27 protein-coding genes are annotated in these 23,798 nt (G+C 69.9%); 10 read left to right on the forward strand and 17 right to left on the reverse strand.

The window, feature by feature from the left end; all coding sequences use genetic code 11:
• Window positions 1-5: 5 nt before the first annotated feature.
• Both Pka01_RS28075 and Pka01_RS28080 read right to left on the reverse strand, forming a co-directional pair.
• Window positions 6-1,013 carry a hypothetical protein gene (locus Pka01_RS28075; RefSeq protein WP_203885899.1) on the reverse strand — a complete coding sequence of 336 codons (1,008 nt, stop codon included), beginning with the start codon at window positions 1,011-1,013 and terminating at the stop codon, window positions 6-8.
• A gap of 87 nt (window positions 1,014-1,100) precedes the next feature.
• Window positions 1,101-1,331, reverse strand: a complete 231-nt coding sequence (locus tag Pka01_RS28080) for a hypothetical protein (RefSeq protein ID WP_203885900.1) — start codon at window positions 1,329-1,331, stop codon at window positions 1,101-1,103.
• A gap of 157 nt (window positions 1,332-1,488) precedes the next feature.
• On the opposite strand from Pka01_RS28080, the gene Pka01_RS28085 reads away from it, so the two are divergent.
• Together Pka01_RS28085 and Pka01_RS28090 are read left to right on the forward strand one after the other, a co-directional pair.
• The gene (locus tag Pka01_RS28085) at window positions 1,489-2,316 is read left to right on the forward strand and encodes a helix-turn-helix transcriptional regulator (RefSeq protein WP_203885901.1); all 828 of its coding nucleotides are present in this window, start codon (window positions 1,489-1,491) and stop codon (window positions 2,314-2,316) included.
• A gap of 153 nt (window positions 2,317-2,469) precedes the next feature.
• Window positions 2,470-3,195: an SDR family oxidoreductase gene (locus tag Pka01_RS28090; protein ID WP_203885902.1), complete on the forward strand. Its 726-nt coding sequence runs from the start codon at window positions 2,470-2,472 to the stop codon at window positions 3,193-3,195.
• A 32-nt stretch (window positions 3,196-3,227) separates the two neighbouring features.
• Here Pka01_RS28090 and Pka01_RS28095 read toward each other — a convergent pair whose 3' ends face one another.
• The 5 genes from Pka01_RS28095 to Pka01_RS28115 form a co-directional block, all read right to left on the reverse strand.
• Window positions 3,228-3,821, reverse strand: coding sequence for a GNAT family N-acetyltransferase (locus Pka01_RS28095; protein WP_203885903.1), 594 nt, complete (start codon window positions 3,819-3,821; stop codon window positions 3,228-3,230).
• A 261-nt stretch (window positions 3,822-4,082) separates the two neighbouring features.
• Window positions 4,083-5,153 (reverse strand): LLM class flavin-dependent oxidoreductase, encoded by a 1,071-nt coding sequence (locus Pka01_RS28100; RefSeq protein WP_203885904.1) that lies wholly within the window; start codon window positions 5,151-5,153, stop codon window positions 4,083-4,085.
• Window positions 5,154-5,279: 126 nt separating this feature from the next.
• The gene (locus tag Pka01_RS28105; RefSeq protein WP_203885905.1) at window positions 5,280-5,942 is read right to left on the reverse strand and encodes a class I SAM-dependent DNA methyltransferase; all 663 of its coding nucleotides are present in this window, start codon (window positions 5,940-5,942) and stop codon (window positions 5,280-5,282) included.
• A gap of 39 nt (window positions 5,943-5,981) precedes the next feature.
• On the reverse strand, window positions 5,982-6,368 hold the full coding sequence (locus Pka01_RS28110; protein WP_203885906.1) for a VOC family protein: 387 nt from the start codon (window positions 6,366-6,368) through the stop codon (window positions 5,982-5,984).
• A gap of 5 nt (window positions 6,369-6,373) precedes the next feature.
• Window positions 6,374-6,736 carry a DUF1801 domain-containing protein gene (locus tag Pka01_RS28115; RefSeq protein WP_203885907.1) on the reverse strand — a complete coding sequence of 121 codons (363 nt, stop codon included), beginning with the start codon at window positions 6,734-6,736 and terminating at the stop codon, window positions 6,374-6,376.
• 144 nt (window positions 6,737-6,880) lie between these two features.
• Here Pka01_RS28115 and Pka01_RS28120 point away from each other — a divergent pair, with 144 nt between their 5' ends.
• A complete protein-coding gene (locus Pka01_RS28120; protein WP_203885908.1) occupies window positions 6,881-7,783 on the forward strand; it encodes a LysR family transcriptional regulator in 903 nt (300 codons plus the stop codon).
• Here the strand turns inward: Pka01_RS28120 and Pka01_RS28125 are convergent.
• On the reverse strand, window positions 7,765-9,498 hold the full coding sequence (locus Pka01_RS28125) for a sulfatase-like hydrolase/transferase (RefSeq protein ID WP_239115424.1): 1,734 nt from the start codon (window positions 9,496-9,498) through the stop codon (window positions 7,765-7,767). The two genes, Pka01_RS28120 and Pka01_RS28125, sit on opposite strands and share 19 nt — an antisense overlap.
• A gap of 210 nt (window positions 9,499-9,708) precedes the next feature.
• Between Pka01_RS28125 and Pka01_RS28130 the strand changes: the two genes are divergently transcribed.
• The 3 genes from Pka01_RS28130 to Pka01_RS28140 all read left to right on the forward strand — a co-directional run bounded on the left by Pka01_RS28130 (window position 9,709) and on the right by Pka01_RS28140 (window position 12,518).
• Window positions 9,709-10,479, forward strand: coding sequence for a phosphotransferase (locus Pka01_RS28130; RefSeq protein WP_203885909.1), 771 nt, complete (start codon window positions 9,709-9,711; stop codon window positions 10,477-10,479).
• 70 nt (window positions 10,480-10,549) lie between these two features.
• Window positions 10,550-11,335, forward strand: a complete 786-nt coding sequence (locus Pka01_RS28135; RefSeq protein ID WP_203885910.1) for an alpha/beta hydrolase — start codon at window positions 10,550-10,552, stop codon at window positions 11,333-11,335.
• Between the two features lie 346 nt (window positions 11,336-11,681).
• Window positions 11,682-12,518 carry an SH3 domain-containing protein gene (locus tag Pka01_RS28140; RefSeq protein WP_203885911.1) on the forward strand — a complete coding sequence of 279 codons (837 nt, stop codon included), beginning with the start codon at window positions 11,682-11,684 and terminating at the stop codon, window positions 12,516-12,518.
• Window positions 12,519-12,624: 106 nt separating this feature from the next.
• On the opposite strand, the gene Pka01_RS28145 is transcribed toward Pka01_RS28140, so the two are convergent.
• The 3 genes from Pka01_RS28145 to Pka01_RS28155 form a co-directional block, all read right to left on the reverse strand.
• Entirely contained in the window at window positions 12,625-13,353 is a 729-nt protein-coding gene (locus Pka01_RS28145; protein WP_203885912.1) for an HAD family hydrolase, read from the reverse strand.
• Between the two features lie 68 nt (window positions 13,354-13,421).
• Window positions 13,422-14,012: a carboxymuconolactone decarboxylase family protein gene (locus tag Pka01_RS28150; RefSeq protein WP_203885913.1), complete on the reverse strand. Its 591-nt coding sequence runs from the start codon at window positions 14,010-14,012 to the stop codon at window positions 13,422-13,424.
• Between the two features lie 40 nt (window positions 14,013-14,052).
• The gene (locus tag Pka01_RS28155; protein ID WP_203885914.1) at window positions 14,053-14,871 is read right to left on the reverse strand and encodes a class I SAM-dependent methyltransferase; all 819 of its coding nucleotides are present in this window, start codon (window positions 14,869-14,871) and stop codon (window positions 14,053-14,055) included.
• Between the two features lie 143 nt (window positions 14,872-15,014).
• On the opposite strand from Pka01_RS28155, the gene Pka01_RS28160 reads away from it, so the two are divergent.
• Complete coding sequence (locus Pka01_RS28160; RefSeq protein ID WP_203885915.1) at window positions 15,015-17,477, forward strand: ATP-binding protein; 2,463 nt, start codon at window positions 15,015-15,017, stop codon at window positions 17,475-17,477.
• 13 nt (window positions 17,478-17,490) lie between these two features.
• Here Pka01_RS28160 and Pka01_RS28165 read toward each other — a convergent pair whose 3' ends face one another.
• Together Pka01_RS28165 and Pka01_RS28170 are read right to left on the reverse strand one after the other, a co-directional pair.
• The gene (locus Pka01_RS28165; protein ID WP_239115427.1) at window positions 17,491-18,024 is read right to left on the reverse strand and encodes a GNAT family N-acetyltransferase; all 534 of its coding nucleotides are present in this window, start codon (window positions 18,022-18,024) and stop codon (window positions 17,491-17,493) included.
• Entirely contained in the window at window positions 18,021-18,602 is a 582-nt protein-coding gene (locus Pka01_RS28170) for a helix-turn-helix domain-containing protein (protein WP_239115429.1), read from the reverse strand. Before Pka01_RS28170 ends, Pka01_RS28165 begins: the two co-directional genes overlap by 4 nt.
• Before the next feature lie 127 nt (window positions 18,603-18,729).
• Here Pka01_RS28170 and Pka01_RS28175 point away from each other — a divergent pair, with 127 nt between their 5' ends.
• Window positions 18,730-19,446 carry a hypothetical protein gene (locus Pka01_RS28175; protein WP_203885916.1) on the forward strand — a complete coding sequence of 239 codons (717 nt, stop codon included), beginning with the start codon at window positions 18,730-18,732 and terminating at the stop codon, window positions 19,444-19,446.
• A gap of 61 nt (window positions 19,447-19,507) precedes the next feature.
• Window positions 19,508-19,786, forward strand: a complete 279-nt coding sequence (locus Pka01_RS28180) for a hypothetical protein (RefSeq protein ID WP_203885917.1) — start codon at window positions 19,508-19,510, stop codon at window positions 19,784-19,786.
• Window positions 19,787-19,831: 45 nt separating this feature from the next.
• On the opposite strand, the gene Pka01_RS28185 is transcribed toward Pka01_RS28180, so the two are convergent.
• From Pka01_RS28185 to Pka01_RS28195, 3 genes are all read right to left on the reverse strand, one after another.
• Window positions 19,832-20,371: a hypothetical protein gene (locus tag Pka01_RS28185; RefSeq protein WP_203885918.1), complete on the reverse strand. Its 540-nt coding sequence runs from the start codon at window positions 20,369-20,371 to the stop codon at window positions 19,832-19,834.
• Between the two features lie 168 nt (window positions 20,372-20,539).
• Window positions 20,540-21,373, reverse strand: coding sequence for a TIGR04222 domain-containing membrane protein (locus Pka01_RS28190; RefSeq protein WP_203885919.1), 834 nt, complete (start codon window positions 21,371-21,373; stop codon window positions 20,540-20,542).
• An 86-nt stretch (window positions 21,374-21,459) separates the two neighbouring features.
• Window positions 21,460-22,350, reverse strand: coding sequence for an isocitrate lyase/PEP mutase family protein (locus tag Pka01_RS28195; protein WP_203885920.1), 891 nt, complete (start codon window positions 22,348-22,350; stop codon window positions 21,460-21,462).
• 193 nt (window positions 22,351-22,543) lie between these two features.
• Between Pka01_RS28195 and Pka01_RS28200 the strand changes: the two genes are divergently transcribed.
• Complete coding sequence (locus Pka01_RS28200) at window positions 22,544-23,248, forward strand: DsbA family protein (RefSeq protein ID WP_203885921.1); 705 nt, start codon at window positions 22,544-22,546, stop codon at window positions 23,246-23,248.
• A 34-nt stretch (window positions 23,249-23,282) separates the two neighbouring features.
• Here Pka01_RS28200 and Pka01_RS28205 read toward each other — a convergent pair whose 3' ends face one another.
• Complete coding sequence (locus Pka01_RS28205) at window positions 23,283-23,792, reverse strand: DinB family protein (RefSeq protein WP_203885922.1); 510 nt, start codon at window positions 23,790-23,792, stop codon at window positions 23,283-23,285.
• Window positions 23,793-23,798: the final 6 nt, after the last annotated feature.

Here is a 23,798-nt window from a genome sequence, read left to right on the forward strand (position 1 = left end):
GGTGGTCACCCTTCTGCGCTCAGGCGTACGGCGACCTCTTCCACCGGGCCCCTGAGCCGGGTGACCACCTCGTGCGCGCCTCGGGGGCTCAGGGCGGTCCTCGCGGTCAGGCATGCCTCGGCCAGCTTCGGCTCGCCGGCCGCGAGCAGCCAGGCGGCCTGCCGCTCCAGCGCGTCCGCCGTGTGCCAGAACTGGGTGCGGGGCGGCGGGGAGTATTCGATGAGGCCCGCATGACCCTCTGCGGCGTCCTGCAGCGCGAGCAACGCCTCCGCCGCGGCGGAGGCGTCGGAGGCGCCGAGTTGTGCCGCGAACGTGGAGGCGGTCTGGCAGAAGCGCTCAAGAGTCTGCGTGCTCAGCCAGATCAGGCCGCGGTCGTACCGTGTGGTCCACAACCACCCGTCGGGCCGCGCGTCGGGCCGGGAGAGTTCGACGGACCGGCGGCGGGCCGTCAGGGCGGCGTCTTCCCGGCCGGCCACGATCATGACGTCGGCGTACCTGGACAGGGCTCGCGCGAACAGGAGCCGGCTGGCGCGATCATCGGTGGCGCAGTGGCGCCGATAGTCCGCGATGGAGGATTCGGCCAGCTCACCGGCCGTCACGATGTCGCCGGACAGCCCGTGGAGCTCACTCAGAGTCAGGCGGATCTCCGCCGGCCGAACCGGAAACTTCGCGTCCGGCGCCCCGGACAACTCCTCGAACAGCCTCATGGACTGGGCGGCGTCCTTGATCCCACCCCGGATCAGGGGAGTCGCCCTGACCGTGTTCCACACCTCGGGGGTCCGCACCCACGACAGCTGGATCTCGGCGCGATCGCGCAGGTGACCGCCGAGGACCTCGGCGACGTCACGGTCGTTCTTGTCGCTCCGGTGAAGTCTGCCCGCCGCGCGGACCGCCCTGTCCGCCGCGTCCATCGCGTTCTCGTAATGACCGTCGAGAAGGAGCAGCGCGGCCTGCTCACCGTAGTAGTTGCTCTCCTGAGCGAGCTCGGTCCAACGCTTCTCGGAAAGACGCACCCGGGCTTTCCTCCGTCACCGGTTTCGAGAGCGACACGGACATACCGTTTTATCAAATTAAACACACGTAGTTCATGACAATGCCTGTCACTCTGCCGGGCCGACGTCCAGATGGCTCGTACGCGGAGGCCCCGGCGTACGGCCGGCGGGAGGGTACTCGCAGTCGAGTTGACTGACGTCCACGTCCCTGCTGCTGGTCCAGCTCTCGCCTTCACGGGCGGTGTAGACGAACGTGCAGGCTCGGCCGTGCGAGTCGCTGAAGTTCGATACGAAGATCTCGTCGTCGTTGGCGCACCCCGTCAAAACCAGTGCCGCCATCCCAAATCCCGCAAACCGCAAAATGGCGCTTCTGCCGGTCATGCTCGGATATTAAGCGTCGAATACGAACTGCCGCCTTACATCACGGTGAAGATCGGGGATCATCCGGCTTTCGCGGGGGTCCGGCCCGGAAAACCAGGGAAGTACGCTGGTCAGCGTGCCGGCCGCAGCCACGAACAAGCTCGGAGAGTTCCTCCGCGCCCATCGCGCGCGCCTCGAGCCGGCGGATGTCGGCCTGCCCGGGGGTGGCGACCGCCGGGTCTCCGGACTGCGTCGCGAAGAGGTCGCCGTGCTCGCCGGAGTGAGCATCGACTACTACGCCCGGTTGGAACAGGGCCGAGAGCGCAACCCGTCCGCGCAGGTCCTCGACGCGATCGGCCAGGCGCTCAGGCTCGACCCCGACGCCCGAGGCCACATCTTCCGGCTCGCCGGGCTGAACCCTCACCGGCCGCCGGACACGTCACGCGACCTGGTCCATCCGGCCCTGCTGCGGCTGCTCGACTCCTTTCCCTCCTCGGCCGCATACGTGCTGAGCCCGGCGTTCGACGTGCTCGCCGTCAACTCCGTCGCCGCCGCGCTGCTGTCCCCCTTCTCCGGCATGACCAACATGGTCAGGGTTCTGTTCCGGCATCCGCAGGCGCGGACCGTGTTCGTCGAGTGGCCCACGCTCGTCGAGCAGGTCGTCCATGCCCTGCGCTTCAACGCCGGCCACTACCCGGACGATCCGCAGATCCGGGCGCTCGTCGACGAGTTCCTCGGCGCCTCGCCCGAGTTCCGGGACCTGTGGCGCGACCAGACCGTGAGCGGGCTCACCCGCATGTTCAAGGTCTTCGTCCATCCCGAGGCCGGCCGGATCGAATTGACGTACCAGACCTTCGACGTCCGTGACGCTCCCGGTCAGCAGCTGCTCGTCGGCACGCCGGAGCCCGGGAGCCGCAGCGCCGAGGCGCTCGCCCACCTGGGCTCCCCGCACGCCACGGCCTGATCGGCACCGGAGTCGCAGGCCATGTCTCCCTGGGAGCACCGCACCCAGGAAGGCACACCCAGGAAGACTCGGCCTTCTCCGTTCGCGACGCCGCCCGCACGCTGGGTCCCGCGGCACACCCGGCCGCGAGTCCGGCGTCTTCCAGGAGTTCCCATGCACAGCAAGATCGTTCTCATCACCGGAGCCTCCAGCGGCATCGGTGCGGCGACCGCCCGCCGACTGGCTGCGGACGGCCACCATGTCGTCCTCGGGGCGCGGCGCGTCGGCAGGCTCGCAGCGCTCGCCGACGAGATCCGCGCCTCAGGCGGCCGAGCCGATCATCGGGAGCTCGACGTGACGGACCTCGACGACATGCGCGCCTTCGCTGAGGCCGCCCGTGACCGGCTCGGCCGCATCGACGTGCTCGTCAACAACGCGGGCGTGATGCCGCTGTCGAGGGTCGACGCCCTCCGCGTCGAGGAGTGGAACCAGATGATCGACGTGAACCTGCGCGGCACCCTGCACGGCGTCGCCGCCGTCCTGCCGCACATGCGAGCCCAGGGCGCGGGCCACATCGTGAACGTCGCCTCCACCTCGGCGCACCGGGTCGACCCCACGGCGGCCGTCTACTGCGCCACGAAGTACGCCGTCCGGGCGCTGTCCGAGGGGCTGCGCCAGGAGAGCAGCGACGTGCGCGTGACCGTCGTGAGCCCGGGATTCACCCGGTCGGAGCTCACCGACCGCGGCGGCGACCCGGAGGCACAGGCCGCCGCGCGGGCCGCCGCCCGGCAACTCGCCATCCCCGCGTCCGCCGTCGCGGACGCCATCGGCTACGCCGTTTCCCAGCCGGGCGACGTCGACGTCAACGAGATCGTCGTCCGTCCCACCGTCCAGGGCTGATCGCCCGACGTCCAGTTGTGGTGTGCCGCCGTCTAGCGAAGCCGGGCTCGGAGAGCGTCACGGGCCGCGGGCCACTCACTGTCGATCATCGAGTAGACGACGGTGTCCCGCTGCGAGCCGTCCGGCATTGTCTTGTGCTTCCGCAGGACGCCTTCGCGTTGGGCGCCGAGCCGCTCGATGGCCCGCTGCGACCGCAGATTGTTGTGGTGGGTCATCCAGCCCACCCGCAGCACGCCCAGCGTGTCGAAGGCCCGCTCGAGCAGCATCAGCTTGGCCTCGATGTTGAGGCCCGTCCGGTGCCAGCGGCTGCCTATCCACGTGGAGCCGATGTGCAGCGCCCGGTCCTTGGGAGTGAGGTCGTGGTAGGTGGTGACCCCGGCCGGTTCCCCGGTTCGGATGTCCATCTGGGCCCACGGTGTCAGGGCCTGAGCCTCGTGCATCGCGAGCAGTCGCGTCACGTACGCGCGCATCGCCGCGACATCGGTCGGCTGCCTGTTGTTGAGCCACGTCCACACCTCGGGGTCCTTCCCGGCCTCCAGCAGTCCCTCGGCGTGCTCGAGGGTCAACGGCTCCAGCCGTACGTAACGGCCGGCGAGGACAGGTCTGTCGAAGTATGCGCTGCTCACGCCCGAGAGGATAGGCCGGGATCAAACCGGGTGAAAATCGGTTTCGGCAGGCGAGCGCGCCGTCCCGGCATGATCGAGTGACGGCGCGCATCTCAGCGGAGCCCTTCCGGGCGCCTTCAGTGCATGCGGAACGACCCGGTTCCAGGCATGCATGATCACGCTCGACGTTCGCGCAGGTCAAACCATAGGTGGCCGAATCCGTGCATGATCACGGATGGTGTCGGTGCAGGTCAGACCGCACGCGACCGAATCCGTGCATGATCACGCCGAGGGGGCGGGGGCGGGGGATGCGGCGGGGGTCTGGGCAAGGAGTTCCTTCACCCGGGGAATGACCTCCTCGCCGTACAGGCGGATCGTGTTCATGAGCTTCTCGTGCGCGAGCGTCCCCGAGCTGTACTTGAACTCGAAGCGGTCGACGCCGAGCGCTCGCACGGTCTTCGCGATCTTGGCGGCCACGGTCTCCGGCGCTCCCACGTACAGCGCCCCCTCGTCGGCCTCCGCCTCGAAGCGGTCGCGCGTCGTGGGGCCCCAGCCCCGCTCGCGACCGATGCGGTCGTGCATGGCCCGGTAGTGCGGCCAGAGTTCCTCACGCGCCTGCTTGTCGGTCTCGGCGATGTAGCCCGGCGAGTGCACGCCGACCGGCAGCCGCGGAACCTCGAGCTGGGCGAGCGCGCGGTGGTACAGGTCGACGTACGGCGCGAACCGCTCCGGCTGACCGCCGATGATCGCGAGCATGAGCGGCATCGCGTAGCTCGCCGCCCGCACGACGGACTGGGGGCTTCCGCCGACGCCGACCCAGGTGCGCAGCCGGCCGGACTCCGTCTTGGGGTAGACCTGCTGGTCCTTCAGTCCGGCGCGGAGCTTGCCCTCCCAGGTGACCGGCCCCTCCGGGAGCAGGTGGAACAGCAGGTCGAGCTTCTCCTCGAACAGCTCCTCGTACTGCGCGAGGTCGTAGCCGAACAGCGGGAACGACTCCGTGAACGAGCCGCGGCCAAGGATGATCTCCGCCCGGCCGTGCGACACCGCGTCCAGCGTGGCGAACTTCTCGAACACGCGCACCGGGTCGTCGGAGCTGAGCACGGTCACCGCCGTGCCGAGAATGATGCGCTCGGTGCGGCCGGCGATCGTCGCCAGCACGATCTCCGGCGCCGAGATGGCGAAGTCGTCGCGGTGGTGCTCCCCGAGGCCGATGGCGTCGATCCCCAGGCTGTCGGCGAGCACGGCCTCCTCGACGACGTTGCGAATCACCTGCGCGTACGGCAGCCGGTTCCCGTCCGCGTCCACGGTGACGTCCCCGAACGTGTCGATACCGAACTCAAGTGGTGCGGACATCCTTCGCCTCTTTCTCGACGGCCCAAAAGCTGTAGACGCAAACGACCTCGCCGTGGCGGGAATTCCGGCACGCCACCCCCGTGTGACATGTGCGACGAACAGGCATGACGTGCGGGCCGCCGCGCGTCACGACTCGGCGGAACCGGCCGGTTTCCTGGCCAGAAGGAAGGCCTGCGGCGCGGTGTCCGGCCCCTCGGGCTCACGCACCAGCCGGGCTCGTACGGCAAGCCCGGCCTGGCCGAGCAGTCCGGCGACGTGGTCCGGCCGCCGCCGCCGGAAGTCGAGCGACACCTCGTGGCCCCATGGTCGCGCCAGGTGCAACGGCTCGTCGCCGACCTGGAAGGCGACCAGCAGATGACCGCCGGGGGCCAGCACCCGGTGGAACTCGGCGAACACGTCCGGCAGCCGTTCCTCTGGCATGTGGATGATGGAGTACCACGCCAGGACGCCGGCGAGGGAGTCGTCCTTCAGGTCCAGGGAAGAGATCGACCCGACGTCGAACCGCAGACCCGGATATGCCCGCCGGGCCACCTCGACCATCCGCGACGACAGGTCGACGCCGAAAGCCGGCACCCCCAGAGCGTTCAGATGGGCCGTCACGTGACCGGGCCCGCAGCCGAGGTCGGCCACGGGCCCGTCACCGGCGGCCCGCACCTGTTCGGCGAAGGCGGTGAGCAGCGCCCGGTCCAGCGGCCTGTCGTCCATCGCGTCGCGGAAGTGGTCCGCATAGTCGACGGCCACGGTGTCGTAGAACACCCGGGTGGTGCGCAGGAACTCGGGTTCGGTCATGGCGGAACACCCTAGCCCCGCGAACCGACAGCGGGCGGATCAGTCTTCGGCGTCCTGTGGATACCAGCGCAGTTCCACGGTGTTGCCGTCGGGGTCGAGCACGTAGATCGAGGTCGCGTTCCCGCGCGCGCCGAACCGGCCCACGGGTCCCTCGGTCACGGTGAAGACGCCGGAGTCGACGACCTCCTGCCAGTCCAGCGGTTCCACGACGAGGCAGATGTGATCGACGTTGGATTCGCCCCTGGGACGTCTCACCATGTCGATGATCGTCTCCGGGGTGACCCGCACGGACGGGAACCCGACCTCACCCGCCCGCCACTCGGCGACGCGTACGGGCTCCAGGCCGAGGACCCCGCAGTAGAACTCCAGCGAGCGCTCGACGTCCTCGACGTTGAGCACCAGGTGGTCGAAGGCCTTCACGCGCATGACCGTCACCTCGATTCCAGGGCCAGCGCCTGACCCAGCCAGTCGGCGAACAGGGCCGGGTCGATGTCGGCGACGGCATGGAGCTTCACCGAGGCCATCTGGCGGGCGCCCGCGACGAGGCGGCCCGACGGGTCGTCGATCTCCTGCCCCCGCCACAACCCGAACGTGACGTACTTCCCGTACGCCTTGAGCAGGCAGACCGGGCTCTCCCCCGGTCTGCCGCCGAGGCTCCAGGTCGGATGACCGTGCCACATGGCTCCCTGCGCGCCCGGCAGGCCCGCGTCGATGACGGGGCGCAGCTTCTCGCCGATCTCCCGCAGCGTTCCGTCCAGGCCCGCCAGGTAGTCGGTGACGTCCGTCGTGGTCATGAGGGCTCCGTCTCAGTCGAAGGGGTTCACAGGGGCCGGTGGTGCACATCGGCGCCACTCCCAACGATGCTCCGTACGGCGAGGCCGACCAAGCCACGATGAGACTACGATCGTTGACTCAGATTCAACGATGGGGAGGTCGCCATGCTGGAGCGCCACGAACTCGAGACCTTCCTGACGCTCGCCGAGGAACTGCACTTCGGCCGTACGGCCGAGCGTCTGGGGGTGACGACCGGGCGGATCAGCCACGTCGTCAAGAAGCTGGAACGCCGCATCGGTGCTCCGCTGTTCGAGCGCACCAGCCGCGTCGTCCGGTTCACTCCGATCGGCCGGCGACTGGCCGACGACCTGGCGCCGCTGGCGGCTCAGATGGACGAGGCGATCCGCAGGGCCGTCGACGCCGGGCGCGGCGTCAGCGGACGGCTGCGCGTGGCGTTCCTCGGCGAGTGGACCGGGCCGGTGCTGCTCAGAGCCGTCAGCCTGTTCCGCGAGCGGCACCCCGACTGCGAGGTCGAGGTTAACGAGGTGCAGCTGTTCAACTCGCGGGCGAGCCTGGTCGACGGCTCGATCGACATCCTCATCGCGTCGTACCCCTTCGACGGCATGGCCTGCGGACCGGCCCTGCTGTCAGAGGGCCGTTCGCTGGCCGTGGCCGCCGATCATCCCCTCGCCCGCGAGACGTCGGTGTCCCTCGAGGTGCTCGCCGAGCACCCGGTGATCCAGTACCCCCAGATGACCTCGGCGGAGTTCAAGCGGGACCGCACGCCCGACCACACCCCGTCGGGCGGGCCCGTGCGGAAGGGCCCGGCGGGAAACACGTTCTCCGAGATGTTGTCGCTGGTCGCGATGGGCAGGGGCGTGCTCCCCGTGGGCGAGCAGAGCCGCAGGTACTACCCCCGGCCGGACATCGCCTACGTGCCGATTCACGACGCGCCCCCGATCGAACGGGGCCTGGTCTGGCTGGAGACCAACACCACGGCCCGCATCCGCGAGTTCGTGCGTGCCGCCACCGACGCCGAGCGCCGAGCTCATCGGGCCGGCGGCTGAGCGGGCGCGGGCTTCGATCCGAAGGCCGAGAGGAACCGGTCGCGGAAGTCGCTCATCTTCCATACCGGAGCCTGCGGACCGGGCTTCAGGCCGTCCTGCCAGCCCCATCCGGAGATCCGGTCCAGTACGGCCGGGTCGTGGGCGACGATCGTGATCGGGACGTCCCGGTCGGCGCCCACCCCCGTGATGAGCGGGGCGGGCTGGTGGTCACCGAGGAAGACGAGCACCAGATCGTCGTCGCCGTACTTCTCCACATAGGAGATGAGGCTGTTCAGCGAATACTCGATGGAACGCCCGTAGTCGGTGCGCACCTGCCTGAAGTCGCTCCACGCGGAGCCCTGCGAGACTCCCGCCGAGGTCATGCCGTTGAAGGCCGAGCCGTCCCCGACGTCGTCCCAGTCGATGAGGCGCGGGATGGGCGTCCAGGGCGCGTGGCTGGAGACCAGGGGGATCTCCGCCATCACCGGGGTGTGGCCCGGCGCCGCCCGTTCCGTGCGCTGGAAGTTCGACAGGGTGTACTGGTCGGGCATCGTGCCCCAGTTGAACCGCGGCCCCCGATACCCGAGGTCCTGGGCCGTGTAGACCTTGTCGTAGCCGAAGAACGCGCCCTCCGGCCAGGGCTCCGTGGAGCCCGGCATGACGGAGACCGTACGCCAGCCCGCCTGCTTGAACGCTCCGCTGAGGGTCAGGCGGTCGCTCTTGAGCAGGCTGTCGGAGCGCTGCTGGTTGTCGATCCACAGGCCGGACAGCAGTGTGTCGTGGGCCAGCCAGCTGCCGCCGCCCGACGTCGGCGAGGTGAGGAACGCGCTCCGGGAGCCGAATCCCGCCGCGCGCAGCCGGCTCGTCCCCGCGTCGAGCGCGGCGCCGACCTGCGACGCGAAGTTCGGGTCCTCGACCGCGTCACGTCCGTAGCTCTCGACGAACGAGACGATGACGTCCTTGCCGCGCAGCGCGCTCAGCAGCTGGTCGCTCGGTGTGCCCCGGAAGGCGTCGACGGAGGCCTCTTCGGCGAACGCCTCCTGGTCGTGCAGGCTCGCACCCACCTGCGTCAGCTTGTCGTCGGCGACGGCGGCGACCGGTAGGCCCGGGACGATCTGCACGCTGAGCACCGCGCATATCACCCAGGTGATCCCGAGCACGGCGACGGCGCCCGTCGCCGTGGCGTTGTGCCGGACCACCAGCCGGCTCACCCGCAGGACGGACAGCGTCATGACGACGAGCACGGCGACGGCGAGGGCGCCCACACCGATCACGGAGCCGATCGCGCCGGCCCGCCCGATCGACGCCGTGAGGAAGTCGACGGCCGCCGGGAAGAACGACCAGTCGAACACGGGGTTGAACGGCCGGTCGAGGACCGCGGAGAAACCCAGATCGGTGATCTTCCAGATGGTCAGCACCCCGAGGACCGCTCCGGCGACCACCGCCACGACCCGTCTCGCCCATCCCGGCAGAACGAGGATGAAGGCGACGCCGAGGAGCGCCTCGACCGGGATGCGCACGAACGCCCCGAGCGTGAGCCGTCCGACCTCGTCGGGGGCGATGAGCGCGAGCAGAACGAGCAGGCAGGCCAGGACGGTCGTCACCCGCGCGACGACGAAGCGCAGACCTCGGCGAGCGCGCGGGCCGTCACCCGCCGCGCCCTCCTCCGCCGCCGGGTCCTCCTCCGTCGTCGTCCGTCCCTGCGGCGGCTGATGAAAGCGCGTGATGAGCGACAAGCCGAAGGTCCTTCCCTGCGAATCCGGTGGCGCCGCGACCGGTCCAGACCGTCTGCCGCGTCGGCGGCGCCACCTGTGAGTACGGCCGGCGGCCGCCGCCGGTTCAGTGAGGTGCGTCCGCGGGGGCACGTCCACTCCGGGTGACCTGCGCTCCGAGCCCGGGAGAACGGGCGTGCGGCCGGCCGGGGGCCGCGGTTAGTCTCGTGAGGTATGCCGGAAGAAGAGGTGCTCCAGGACGCACCGCATCGCAGGGTCGTGCGGGTGGGTGACACCGTCCGCAGGCCCATGCAGCCGTGGGCACCGGCCGTCCACGCCTTGCTGCGCCATCTGGAGAGCGTCGGATTCCCCTACTCGCCACGCGTGCGCGGAATCGACGAACAGGACCGCGAGGTCCTGACCTACCTGGACGGCCGGTCCGGCCCGCAGAGCTGGATCGAGGTGGCCGGCGACGCGGGCCTGGTCGCCTCGGCCCGCCTGCTCCGCGACTTTCACGACGCGGTGGCCGGCTTCCGTCCGTCCGACGAGCTCAGCTGGTTCACCGGCCGGACCGCGCCGGCCGACGGCGAACTGATCTGCCACGGGGACTTCGGACCCTGGAACGTCGTCTGGCGAGACGGGCGTCCGGTCGGGCTCCTCGACTGGGACTACGCGAGGCCGGCGAGCCGCCTGTACGACGTCGCCTACGCACTGGAGTACTTCGCTCCGTTCCGCGACGACGACGAGTGCATGCGCTGGATGGCCCACCCCCGGCCGCCCGACCGGCGCCGCCGTCTGGAACTGTTCGCCGGCGCGTACGGACTGACCTCCCTCACCGGTCTGGTCGACGCCGTCCTCGACGTCCAGCAGGACGGCATCGACCAGGTTCGCCGGCTGGCGGACCTGGGACGGCAGCCGCAGGCGGCCTGGGTCGCCGACGGCTACCTCGGCGAACTGGAGCGGAAGCTCGCCTGGAGCCGCGACAACCGGCACCTGTTCGAGTAGCCGCACACGATCTGATCACGTTTCCGTCCCGCGAGAAGACACGACCGCCGCCGCGACGGACATTGATCTCATGCTTAGACGGAGAATGGTCTTGGGCCTGGTGCTGGCTCTGGGCGTGGCCGGTTGTGGCGGAGGCTCGACGAGCGGCCAGGGCACGCGTCCCGCTCCCGCGGCGGCGGCTCCGTCGCCTTCCGCCGCGCCCGAGCTCGTCGGCTGCAGCGGGGGACCCTCGGTGGCGTTCACCCCCATGGCGGTGACGAGTCCGGGCACGGGTGCCGGCCTGGCCGTGGGAGTGGCCGGTGAAGGGCCAGTCGGCGTCGTGATCGCGAACACGCTCACGGGATACCACTGCGACTGGCTGATATGGGCCGACCATCTGGTCAAGCGCGGTTTCCGCGTGGCGGTCTTCGAGTACGGCGACGTTCCCCAGACCGTCGGCATCCCGGCCATGCTGGATCGCGGCTCCGACGAGATGGCGGCCATCGGTGCCGGGCTCAGAAAACTCGGCACACAGAAGGTCGTCTATGCCGGCGGTTCGCTCGGCGGTTCGGTCGCGCTCGCAACCGCCGCCGACCCGGCCGCCGAGGCGGCGGGCGTCATCTCCTTGTCCGGCGGCCTGGACGGGATGGAGGAACTGGCCGAGCGGCTGTCCGTGCCCGCGCTCTACGCCGCCGCCGAGGAGGACTTCAGCGGCGGCGTCGCGGATCTCGCCAGAAGCCTCCACAAGGCGACGCCCAAGGGCAGGAGCACCCTGCTGGTCTACCCCGGTGCCCAGCACGCCGGTGAGATGTTCAACGACGAGCGCTACGCCGACGAACTGCAGGCGAAGCTCGAAGCGTTCCTGCGGGACGTCTAGCCGGCGAAACGGCCCCCACGTCTTCGCGCTCCGCGCGCTCAGTGGAGTGGGACCGTTCCTGTGGGGTGCCGCACGGTGTGACGGGTCTGCGGTTTCCGCGGCTTCCGCAGGGGCGCTCGTCGCCGCCGTGTCCGGTGACGGCCGAGACATGGGGTCACAACTAGATCGCACATGGCAATCACTGCAAACGCCGAGAACGTAAAGGAATGAGCGAATCTTCGACTGCGAGTGTAAGCGCTAAGTAAACAGAGCATTACTTAGCGTGAGCATCGCGGATCGGGTCCTCCTGACACCGACCATCACCCCGGCCACCCCGGACAAGCGATGCGGACAGAAGGGAGACATCGTGAAAGTCGCCAAGAGGGTAGCGTCCGGACTGACCATCTGCGCCGCCGCAGGCTGGCTCGCGGTCGCCGCTCCTCCGGCCCACGCGACCGCCCCTCCGGCCGGCGCACCCACACTCCAGACCGCCGCCTGCACCTACCAGCTCACGAATCTGCGCACAGGCGGCTACCTCAACGTCCGGACCTCGCCCGCGACCACCTCGCGGAGGGTCGGCACGCTGAAGCCGTCCGACGGGACGTTCACCGGTAGCTGCGCGGCCACGCGCGGCTGGTTCTCCGTCACCTCGTCCAACGGCCGCACCGGCTGGGTCTCCGGCCACTACCTGCGCAGGAGCGGACCGGTGCACCGCGTCGCCGTTCCGAAGACCCCGTCCCTGACGTGCACCTACCTGGTCGCGAACGTCCGCCGGGCCAGCTACCTCAACGTTCGCTCCGCCCCCGGCGTCCACGCGCGGCGGGTCGGCACGCTGAGGGTGTCCGACGGACGGTTCTCCGGAGGGTGCGCCTCCTCCCGCGGCTGGGTCGCGGTCAGGTCGTCCAACGGCCGCACCGGCTGGGCCGCCGCGCACTACGTGCGCAAGACCACCAGGACCCCCCTCGCCGCGTCCGCGTCGCGCCCGTGGGGATGCACCTACCAGCTCACCCACGTCCAGCCGAACGGTGTCGTCACCGTCTACAAGAGTCGCGGAACCACCTACGAGCCGGTCGGCACACTGCGGCTGTCCGACGGGCGGTTCGGCGGCGGCTGCACCGCCACCCAGGGCTGGGTTCCCGTCACGTCCTCCAACGGCCGGCCCGGATGGGTCTCCGACTACTACCTCCAGCGCGTGACCGGCTAGCAGTACCGGGCCCGCCAGGCGGATGCGGCCTGCTTCCGAGATCGCCGGCACTCGGAAGCAGACCCACCGGCGGGTATGTGCGACTTTCACGCGCCGCGGGGAGCCGTCAGAGCAGGTCCGGGCCGAGGAGGGCGGGCACGAGTTCGTCCAGGGAACCGATCACGGTGATCCCGTCCAGGGGTGTCACCCCGGTGACCGCCCGGTCGAGCCAGTACGAACGGAGCCCGGCCGCATGAGCGCCGACCGCGTCGATCTCGTACTTGTCGCCGACGTACGCCACCTGGTGCGCGGGCAGGCCGAGGACCGCGCAGCCCGCCAGGAAGATGCCGGCGTCCGGCTTGGCGGCACCGTGTTCGACGGCGCAGATGATCGCGTCACCGAAATGGTCGAGCAGGCCGATCGCACGCAGTTTGCCCTGCTGGTGCGAGAGCGACGAGTTCGACACGATCCCCAGCCGGAACCGGGGCGCGAGTCTTCTGAGCACGGGGTCGGCGTCGGGGAAGGCGGCCCACACCTCGTCGCGCAGACCCCTGTACCGCGTGAACCAGAGGTCGGCCTCGTCGTCGGAGACGCCACCGGCGGGCGCGCGCCCCACGTGCGACAGGAACCTCCTGGCCCGGGTGATCTGCTGCCCGGCGAAGGTGAGCTCCCCGGCGAGGAACCGTGCGTACTCCTCCTCCATGATCTCCCGCCAGGTGGCCACCGCGTCGTCGGGCGACGGGAAGAGCTCCAAGAGGCCCTCGGCCGTCAGGTGGCGCAGCACACCGGTCCGCTCCGACGACGAGTAGTCGAAGAGCGTGTCATCGATATCAAACAGAACCCCGCGGATCGTCACATATCAACCATGCCATCACCGGCTCCGGACGCGGTCCGGACCCATGGTCAGGCAATGGTCAGCAATGATCAGGCCGAGACGGGGCGGCCGAAGGTCACGGCGCCGAGGACGGCCGGCGGGGCCTTGGCTCCCAGGGGCGCGTCGGGACGGACGCCGAGCGCGTCGTTCACGGTCGAGAACGCGATTCGCAGCGCGACGAAAACCGTGATCGCGAAGATCTGCGTGTCGTCGAAGCCGGCGTCGCGCAACGCCTGGACATCCCTCTCACCGGTGTGGTTCGGATCACGGGCCACCTTCCGCGCCCACCCGGCCAACGCCCGCTCGACGCCGGTCAGCCCGTCGTCGTCCCCCCGGAGCACCCCCGCGGCCGTCTGCTCGCCGGCCGCGTCGGCCAGTCTGGTGCCGTACGCCAGCGAACAGTACGAGTCGCCGAACGCCGACGCGCAGGCGGCGACGAGCACGGCCCGCTGGCGCGGGGTGATGCCGTGGTCCGCCAGGGACCTGCGCATCAGGTCGAACAACCCGTCCGACGTGGCGGGCTGGTGGGCCCACAGCCGGGTGAGGTTCATCACGTAGCCGAGATCCGCGATGTCCTCCTCGTAGAGCCGCTGAGTGTCGTCGGTGGGATCCGGAGGCCGGAGAAAGCCGGTTTCGTCCATGCCCGTACGTTCCCCTCGGATCGAGTCCCGCGCAACCACGTCAGGCCCGCCGGACTCCGACGGCTTCCAGATACTCGGCCTGCGCGACGACCGTGCCGTCGTCGGCCCGGTTGTACTGCCGTGCCACTTCAGCGAGGTCGTCGGAGAAGCGGTCGAGGTCCCGGCTCGGAAGGGTGCCGACCAGCCGGGTGATGGGTCCGTAGTGCTGACGGAACCACTCGGAGTAGTGCTCAGGCGAGTGGTATCGGAACGCGTACTCCCGCGTGACGAGGCCGGTCCACTCGACCCGATCCCCGAAGAGCTCGGCCAGGTGCTCCGGAGTGCCCCACGCCGTCGCCGGCCGCACTCCGGCCGGCGGCGGAGCCCATTGGCCGACCGTCCTGAACAACTGGCCGATCATGCCGCTCGGCGTCCAGCTGGCCAGCGCGATCTTCCCGCCCGGCGCCGTGACGCGGACCAGTTCGCCGGCCGCCCTGTGGTGGTCCGGCGCGAACATGACTCCCACCGTGCTGAGCACCAGGTCGAAGGACTCGTCGGGGAAGGGCAGCCGTTCGGCGTCGCCCTCGGTGAACGTCACCGGGAGGTGCTCGACCGCCGCACGCTCCCGCCCCTGGGCCAGGAGGTTGACGGCGTAGTCGACGCCGGTGGCCTCGGCGAACCTGCGGGCCGCCGCGATCGCCGCGTTGCCCTGCCCGCAGGCCACGTCGAGCACCCGCTGCCCCGCGCGCACGTCCGCGGCCTCCACCAGGCGCTCCGCGATGATCTGAAGCGTGTTTCCGACCCGCGGGTAGTCGCCCGTCTCCCAGCCCGCCCGCTGGGTTTTCTTTATCGACTCGAAGTCGACGTCCCTGTCCGTCATGCGTCCTCCTCGCGTGGCGCCGCCGGCGGCGGCCCTCTTCGGCATTCGACCCCCGCGCCCGCGCGTCGCACATCCGTGCTCAGTACGGAAGTCCTGTCCGTGGAACAGAGGAGGATTCGTCCGTACCGAGTGATACTCACTCCATGGCGCCTGATGTCTTCCCGGATCCGCTGCGCGCGGCCGGAGTGACACCGCGGGAGCTCGAGGTCTTCTGGCTCGTCGGAGACCGCCTGCAGAACAGGGAGATCGCCGACAGGCTGCGGGTGTCGGAACGGACCGTGGAGAGCCACGTGTCGTCCCTTCTACGCAAGCTCGGCGGCGCCGACCGCCGGGCCCTCGCCGACACGGCGGCGCGGCTTCAGGTTCGCGGCGGTCCCGATGAGGTGCTGCCGAGACCCCTGTCGTCGTTCGTCGGGCGGGACCGGGAGACCGAGGAGCTGTTCCGGCTCGTCGGCGACCACCGCCTCCTGACGCTGACCGGTCCTGCGGGGGCGGGCAAGACGCGGCTGGCACTGCACGTGGCCCATTCGCAGACCACGCTGCCGGCCGCCGTCCTGGTCGACCTCGCGGCCGTGTCACCCGGTGACGCCGTGGAACGTGCCTTCGCGGACGCCCTGCACGTCTCCGACGACGAACGCCGGCTCCACGCCCTCCTCCGCGCGACGCTCTCCGAGCGGCGGCACTGGCTCATCGTAGACAACTGCGAGCACGTGGCCGCCAACGCGGCGGCCTTGCTCGCCGACCTGCTGGCCACCACCCACCTCCGGGTGCTGGCCACCAGCCACGGTCCGCTGGGCATAGCGGGGGAGGTCGTGTACGACACCCCGCCGCTGCAGATTCCGGAGGAGTCTGACGATCCGTCCTCCGTGCTGGACGCGGCCTCCGCGCGGTTGTTCGCCGACCGCGCGGCCGCGGTCTCCCCCGGCTTCCGCGTCACCCCGCAGAACGCCCGCCACGTCGCGATGATCTGCCGCAGGTTGGACGGCCTCCCGCTGGCCATCGAACTCGCGGCCGCGCGGATCCGCTTCTTCTCGCCGGTCGAGCTCCTTGCGCGCCTGCACGACCGGTTCGCCCTGCTGACCGATGGGGCGCACGGCATGCCGAGCCGGCATCGCACGCTGGAGGAGGCGCTGAGGTGGAGCTACGAGCTCCTCGGCGAGGACGAACGACTGTTGTTCGAGCGATGCGCGGTGTTCCCCGGCGAGTTCGGCTACGACACCGCGGCGGAGATCCTCGCCTATCCCCCGTTGGACTCCACCCACCTCGTGCGACTCTTTCCGCGCCTGCTGGACCGCTCCCTCATCTCCCGCCGCCGCGGGGACCACGTCACCGAATACCGCCTGCTCGACAGTGTCCGCCAGTTCGCGCACCGCCAACTGGCCGAACGCGGCGCCGCCGACGCGGCGCACGAGCGGCACGCCCGTCACCATCTCGAGCGCGGCGTGGCCCTGCTGGCCGATCTGCGCGGGCGGGACCAGGTCGCCGCGTTGCGCTGGTTCGACCGGCACTGGGCGGACGTGCGCATGGGGATGAGGTGGGCCATCGACCAAGGGGACACCACAACGGCGTGGACGTTCCTCGCGGGCATCGGAACGGGATGGGAGATCCTGGGGGCGCGCGGCGAGTTGTTCGACTGGCTCGAAAGGCTGCTCCGGCATCCGCTGCCGCAGGGCGGCCTGGGCATCCGGGCCACGGTGACCTGCTCCATCCTGCTGGCCTACCAGGACACCGGCCGAGCGCGGGAGTTCGCCGACCACGCGAGTGAACGAGCCGAGCACGGGACCGAGTGGGACCGGTCCCTCGCGCTGCTCGCCCGCGGCTGGGCGAGGATTTACAGTGCGTCCCGCGCTGGGGCGATCGGGCCGCTGGAGCAGGCGGCGTCACGTTTCGAACGGCTCGGCGACGGCTGGCATCGTGCTCTGGCGATGTCGTTCCAGGGACTGGCGACGTCGGACATCACCGCCGGCCTGGAACGGATGTCGGAGGCGGCCGCCCTGTTCGGCCGGCTCCACGATCGTGTCAAACGTGCCAACTGCCTCAACCAGATGGCCAGCCGCGCGATCGAGAACGGAACCCGTCTCGACGACGCGGTGGGCTGGCTCGCCGAGGCCGGACGATTGGCCCGGCTGAGCGCCAACGACCACGAGCGGCTCCACACCGAGATCTTCCAGGCCTCTCTCGACCAGCGTCGCGGAGACCACGCGACGGCGCGTGTCCGGTTCGACGGCCTCGTCTCCGAGTTCCGCCGTATCGGCGACCGCCGTTGCACGGCCCGCTGCCTCATCGGTCTCGGCCGCGCCGCGGCACACGACGGCGACCACGAGCGGGCACGGCGTCATTTCACCGACGGTGTGGAGATCGTCCTTGGCCTCGGCGACCACCGCTCCACCGTGAACGGCCTGCGCCTGCTCTCCGGCGCCGAACACGCGACCGGGAATTCCAGACGCGCGGCCGTCCTGCTCGGCGCCGCCCAACGCCTCGATCCCGGACACGACGGCGACGCCGTGCTGCGGACGGCGCTCGGCGAACGGCTCGGATCCGCCGAGCTCGCCTCGGCCCTGTCGGAGGGACATCACATGCCGCTCGCCGACCTGCTCATCCACTGACCGCGCGGAGGGCTCAGGTGAGCCGCTTGTAGAAGAAGCTGCAGTCTTCGAGGACGCCGGTCGGGCTGGTGGCGTAGTCCGGGACGACGCCGAACCGCGTCCAGCCGGCGGAGCCGTAGAGGTGGTCCGCGGGGCTGCCGGTCACGGTGTCCAGGAGCAAGAGGGTGGCTCCCGCCTGCGCGGCGGCCTGCTCGGCGGTGGCGAGGAGCGCTCGGGCGAGCCCCCTGCCGCGGGCGTCGCGGTGCACCATCAGCTTGACGACCTCGGCGCGGTGCCGGCCGTTCGGCTTGTCCGCCATGGCGAGGCTGATGGTCCCCGCGACGCCGTCGGGGCCATGGGCCGCCCAGACGACGAGGCGGCCCTCGGCCACCGCGGGCCGCCGCGCCCGCCACCATGCCGCCGCCGCGTCCTGGTCGAACGGGAGCAGGAAGCCGAGGGAGGCTCCTCCGGCGACGACGTCCACGAGAAGGTCGGCGAGTGTCTTCACGCTGCGGTCGAAGTCATCGACGGACAGGCGGGTGATGGTGTGCAACGGGACCCCTCTCACGGCAGGACGATCACAAGGGCGTAGCGGGCCGGGTCAGGACCGGGGCAGCGGAACCGCGACCGGTCCCACAGCCGGAACCGCAGGCAGTCCCCGGCCCGGATCTCGTGCACGACGTCGCCCGCGGTGACCTCCAGCACGCCTTCCAGCACCCAGATGTGCTGCTCCAGACCCGGCATGGGCGGGACGTCGTACGAGATGTCCGCACCCGGCCGCAGAATCCCCTCGACCAGCTCACCGCGCAGTCCAGGGTGTGGCGGGGAGACCGAGCGGCGGGTGAACCCCGAACTCCCGTCCCGCCACACCGTCTGCCGATCGGCACGCACGAGTTGCGGCGGCTCCTGCTCGACCTCGGCAAGCAGTCGCGACATCGTCCGCCCGTAGGCCGCGCACAACCTGTTCAGCAGGGCCGCGGTCGGGCTGATCTCCGTTCGCTCCAGCCGCGACAACGTCGAACGGCTCACGCCGGTCCGCCGCGCGAGCTCGTCCAGGGACCAGCCGTGCTCCTCCCGCAAGCGCGCGAGCCGGTCGGCCAGACGGACCTCCATCTGCGCGTCGTGCGCTGCGACTTCCTCTCTCACTCGAGAGACAATATCTCATATATGAGATATGACGAGACCTGGGGGCCGGATCCGAACTTCCAGGCCCGGACACGCGTCTAAAGCAGCGAGGGCCGTGGTGCGGCCACCTGTTCGCAGGCGGTCAATCATGCAGTTCATCGAAGTCACCGAACTCTGCGGAGTGCGATCCGCCGTCATCACGTTCCGGCGGCCAGGCAGTGCCCTCAGATTCGTCGTCTATCCGATGATCCATCTCGGCGAACCACGCTTCTACGCGCAGGTGGAGCAACGGCTGTACGCGCACGACCTGCTGGTCGTCGAAGGCGTGGGTGACTCACCCACGACGCGCGCCCTCACCGCGGCCTACCGGCGGTTGGAAGGCAGCAGCCGGTTGGCTCTGGTCGTCCAGAGAATCGACCTTCGCGCCGTGGGGGTTCCACTCATCAATCCCGACATGACAGCCGACGCCGTCGAGGAGGGCTGGCGACGCATCCCTTTTCACGAGAGAGTCCTCGTCCGGCTTCTCATCCCCGTGTACATCATTCAAATGCGGTTGTTCGGCACCCGCCGCGTCATCGCCCGGCACCTCGCGAGGGAGGAGCAGGGCGAGTACGACCCCGCACTCACCGACCAGTCGACCCCGTTGCGCGAACTGATGCTGCACGAACGCGATCGGCTGCTCATCCGCGCTCTCCACTCCATCCACCAGGAGCGATGCGCGGAACACATCCTCGTCGGCGTGATCTACGGCGCGGGGCACATGCACGCCGTGGTCGACGCGCTCTGGAATCTCGGTTACCGGCCATGCGACGCCGAATGGCTGACCGTTTTCGACATCGATCCTCCCGTGTCGCTCAACGGCTGACCAGCGCAGCCGTGTCCGGCCGTGCCCCGCGAGGTACGGTGCGGGGGGGAGGACGGACGGCATGACGGAAAAGAAGATCACCTCGATAGGCCGCTGCTACGCGTGTAAGCGCACCTTCGCCTTCGATCCGGGAACCGTCATGATGTTCTCGATCGACCCAGAAACGGGACTTATTCCAGGAATGACCGTCTTCGGCGGGATGCGGGAGCCGACGCCGGAGGCTCTGGCACGGGCGGTCGACATGCCGATCTGCCCCGACTGCGTGAGCAAGGCGAAGAAGTTCCTTGAAGCCGAGGATCCGTTCGCCGGCTGGAAACGGTGGCCGACGGACGAACGCTGAGTACGGCAGCGGGCGGGCCACGACCGCGGGAACCTCGGCGTGGGCCTAAGCGACGACGGTCACCTCGTCCTGCGACGTCAGCGCGGCGAGCCCGCGCCAGGAGAAGGTGAGGCAGCCCGCCAGGAGGAACACTCCCGACAGGACGCCGCTGACGAAGGGCACCCACGCGACGGCGGAGGTCGCCGTCATGACGAGACCTACAACGCCGAGCAGGGTGAGGACGACGCCCGGGACGGCGATGCTCCACTGCTTCCACACCGGTGCGAGCACGATGAAGTGCACACCCACGACCAGCGCGATCCAGGCCACATTGGCCTGCTCGGGCCACTCCAGGACACGGAACACCTGGAGGCCCCCGTAGAGCAGCACGGCCTCGGCGACGACGACCAGCCAGTAGCCCCGCGTGAACATGGACGCCGCCGGCCCGGAGCCCTCAACGGGCCGGACACGGCCTGTCTTCACCCTCCTGACACCGAGGAACCACATGACGACGACGCCGATGAGGCCGAGGACGGCCAGCACGCGGAGAACGCCGCCGGCCACGGCGTTGAGCGGGTCGGCCGCATTAATGAGAACAAAGATCATTCCAAAGACGGCGCCGATCAACATTCCGGTCATTCGTTGCATGACGGAAACCATAGCGATGGTGTGATCATTTCGGACAATCCCGAAGTCCGCCTTTTCATGACGCCCCGTCCAAAAGAACGGCCCGCGCATGTGAACGACGCATCCGCGAACAGCCGGCCGTGGGCGTCAACCACGGAGTGATTCCAGCCTGTCGGCCGCGGACGGCCGGAGCCGTGCCGGCCGCCACGCCCACGAGCCGTCCACGTCCAGGGGGATGACGTCGATCGTCTGGAGCCCCCGCCGCAACTCGAGGTCGCCCGCGGCCGAGCCGCCGAGCAGGGCCACCACGACGTCCGGCATCGCCCGGAGGCCGCCATCCTCGTACCGGGTCAGCGTGCGTGCCAGCACGAACCGCCCCGCCTCGGTCAGCGGGATCCTGTCGCTCGTGCGGGCCACCCGCCACGCGACCTCGCCGATGGCCAACGCGGTGAGTGCGATCGCCGCGCTCACCACCTGTCGCTCGAAGACGGCGAGGACCACGACGGCGCAGGCGATCCCCGTGGACAGCCGCAGGAGCCGCCGGCTCCAGCCGGGGGCGCTGTAGCCCGCGGGCAGCAGTAATCGCTGGTGGGTGAGGCGAGCCGGAAGCTCCGCGATCGCGACGCCGCCGCACATCGCGGCGCACAACTCGCCCACGGTCAGCTCGCCGCCGCTGGACACCAAGGTGGTCATGGCGGCGTTCTCGACCGCGCCCGTTCCCCGGGCGGTCGTGAGGACCTCGACGTGGCCGTCACCGCCGACCCGTACGGCCCTGGCCCGCGCCAGCGCGGCAAGCGCGGTGAGCACGACCCGGCGGGGGCCTCCCGCGAGCAGGGCCAGTTCGTACAGTCCCGGACGGCGTTCGACGGCGCCGTACGGCACCCGGCGGGAACGGCGGCGCGCCTCGCGATCGGTCAGCACGGACAGGACGACCACGAAGGCGGAGCCGAGGGCGGACAGTTCGACTGACAGCTGCGACATGGGGTCACCTCGCGCGCCCGCTGCGAATACACCCCGACAACGCGCGCGGAAGGCGGATCGGTTCCCCGGCTGCGGTCAGGGCCGGGTCAGCCGCGCTCTTCGTACCGTTTCTCAAGCTCCAGGTGTTCGCCGAGGCCGATCAGCGTGTTGAAGTCCTCAAAAAGGATCATGTCGTCGAGCACGCCGCGGGTGTCGCCCTCGGCCGCGAGCTCCGCCAGGTAGGTGTACAACCCCTTCGCGGCGGCGAAGGCCGTGCCGAGGGAGAAGAGTGCGAGCGCGTAGCCCATCTCCTCGAGCACCCGGACACCCGGCGTCGGCGTGCGTCCGCCCTCGATCTGGTTGCTGAGCACGGGAACCCTGCCGCGGAAGGCCGCGCAGACGCGCCGCATCTCGTCCTCACTCTCGGGCGACTCGATGAACAACATGTCCGCGCCGGACTCGTGATAGGCCGCGCCCCGGTCGATCGCCTCGTCGAGTCCCAGGGTCGTGCGCGCGTCGGTGCGCGCGATGATCACGAAGTCCGGATCGCTCCGCGCGTCGACCGCGGCCTTGACCTTCTCGACCATCTCGCTCACGGGGACCTCGTGCCGTCCGAGCAGGTGACCGCAGCGTTTCGGGAAGGTCTGATCCTCGATGTGCATGCCCGCCGCACCCGCCTTCTCGTACGCGCGGACCGCACGGCGGACGTTGAGCGGATTGCCGTAACCCGTGTCACCGTCCGCGATGAGGGGCAGATCGACGGCGTCGCAGATGGCGGAGACCCGGGTCGCCATCTCCGTCATCGTCAGGTAACCGAGGTCCGGTGCCCCAAGCAGGCCGGCGGAGGTCTCGAACCCGCTGAGGTAGAGCGCCTCGAACCCGAGAGATCGAGCGATCCGGGCGCCGGTGCCGTCGTAGGCGCCGGGGACGACCAGGATCTCGGGTGCGTTCACCAACTCCCGCAACCGAGTCGTCCGCTTCGTCGTCGATTTCGTCATCGATCACACCGCCTCGTTCACCGATGCGCAGTGGCGGATCATCCGTAATTTCGATGATATAAGCGCACTTAAGGCGGCAAAGTGGTCAGGGCTCCCGCCACTTACGCGGAGGAAGGCGAGGCCGCGCACCGGCGACGGGCGATGCCCCATTAAGGTGCCATTCCGAACGAACATTGCGGAAAGGCAGCAGGCCGTGAACACTGTGGATGTCCCGCCGAGCCGGAGTAGAGCACGCAGGTACGCGGCCATGATCGCCGCCCTGGCGGTGATCGCCGTGTCCCTGGCGGCCAACCTGTCCCGGCAGGAACCCACCGCCGCGGCACGCGCCGACACGATCGAGCGGCTGGTCACTTTGCGCCCCGACGGGAGCGTCATGCTGGCCCGTCCCGGCGTGGTGCGTCCCGTGCTCGAGGTCTACGAGGACTTCCAGTGCCCCGTGTGCCAGGAGTTCGAGCGCGGGAACGGCAAGGTGGCGAGGGAGGCCGTGCTCCGCGGGGAGATCGTGCTGCTCATCCACCCCATGACGATCTTCAGTGAGTCGCCGATGCACGAGAACTCGCATCGGGCGCTGTCGGCCTCGTTGTGCGTCACCGACCCGGCGAAGTGGCTGGCCTACCACGACGCCCTGTACGCCGGCCAGCCTGAGGAGACGCAGGTCGGCGGGTTCGCCGTCCCCGAACTGGTCGCCCTCGCGGAGAAGACCGGAATTCCGACAGGCGACTTCGCCGACTGCATCACGTCCGACGAGACCTCCGACAAGGCCGACGAGATGTCGCGGACGGCCCTGATGAAGGCCGTGCAGGGCACGCCGACGGTGCGCATCGACGGGCAGGACATCGACTGGAGCGCCCCCTGGGGAGGCGCCGAGACCGAGCCCGAGCAGGCCACCACCGTCTGAACCGCCCGCTCCGCGCCCGCCTACCTGAGCCCGCCTACGCCGTGGCGGCCTCAGGGTGGTCGCCGGTGGCTCCGTCGATCAGCTCACGCAGGATGTCCATGTGGCCGGCGTGGCGGGCGGTCTCCTCGATCATGTGGATGAGCACCCACCGCATCGTCACCGTGGCGCCGTGCCACGCCGTGCCGGCGGTCTCGACGTCGGCCTCCTCGATGGCCTTGTCCGCCGCCGCCCGCGCCCGCTCGTAGAACGCCAGGATCTGCTCGGTCGTCTCGTGCGGCAACACGTGCATGTCGACGTCCGGGTCGTCCTCGTCGCTCGGGAACGGCTCGGTCTCACGTCCGAAGGTCTCGCAGAACCAGCCGTACTCGACAGCAGCGAGGTGCTTGACCAGGCCGAGCAGGGTGGTGCCCGAGGGGGTCATCGGCCTTCGAAGCTGCTCGTCGTCAAGCCCCCGCAGCTTCCAGACGACCGCGTCGCGGTGGCGGTCGAGGCTGACGTGCAGGCTGGTCTTCTCGTCGGCGGTGTACGGCACGTTTCTCATCATGGGCCC

Source organism: Planotetraspora kaengkrachanensis (assembly GCF_016862895.1).
Classification (GTDB): domain Bacteria; phylum Actinomycetota; class Actinomycetes; order Streptosporangiales; family Streptosporangiaceae; genus Planotetraspora; species Planotetraspora kaengkrachanensis.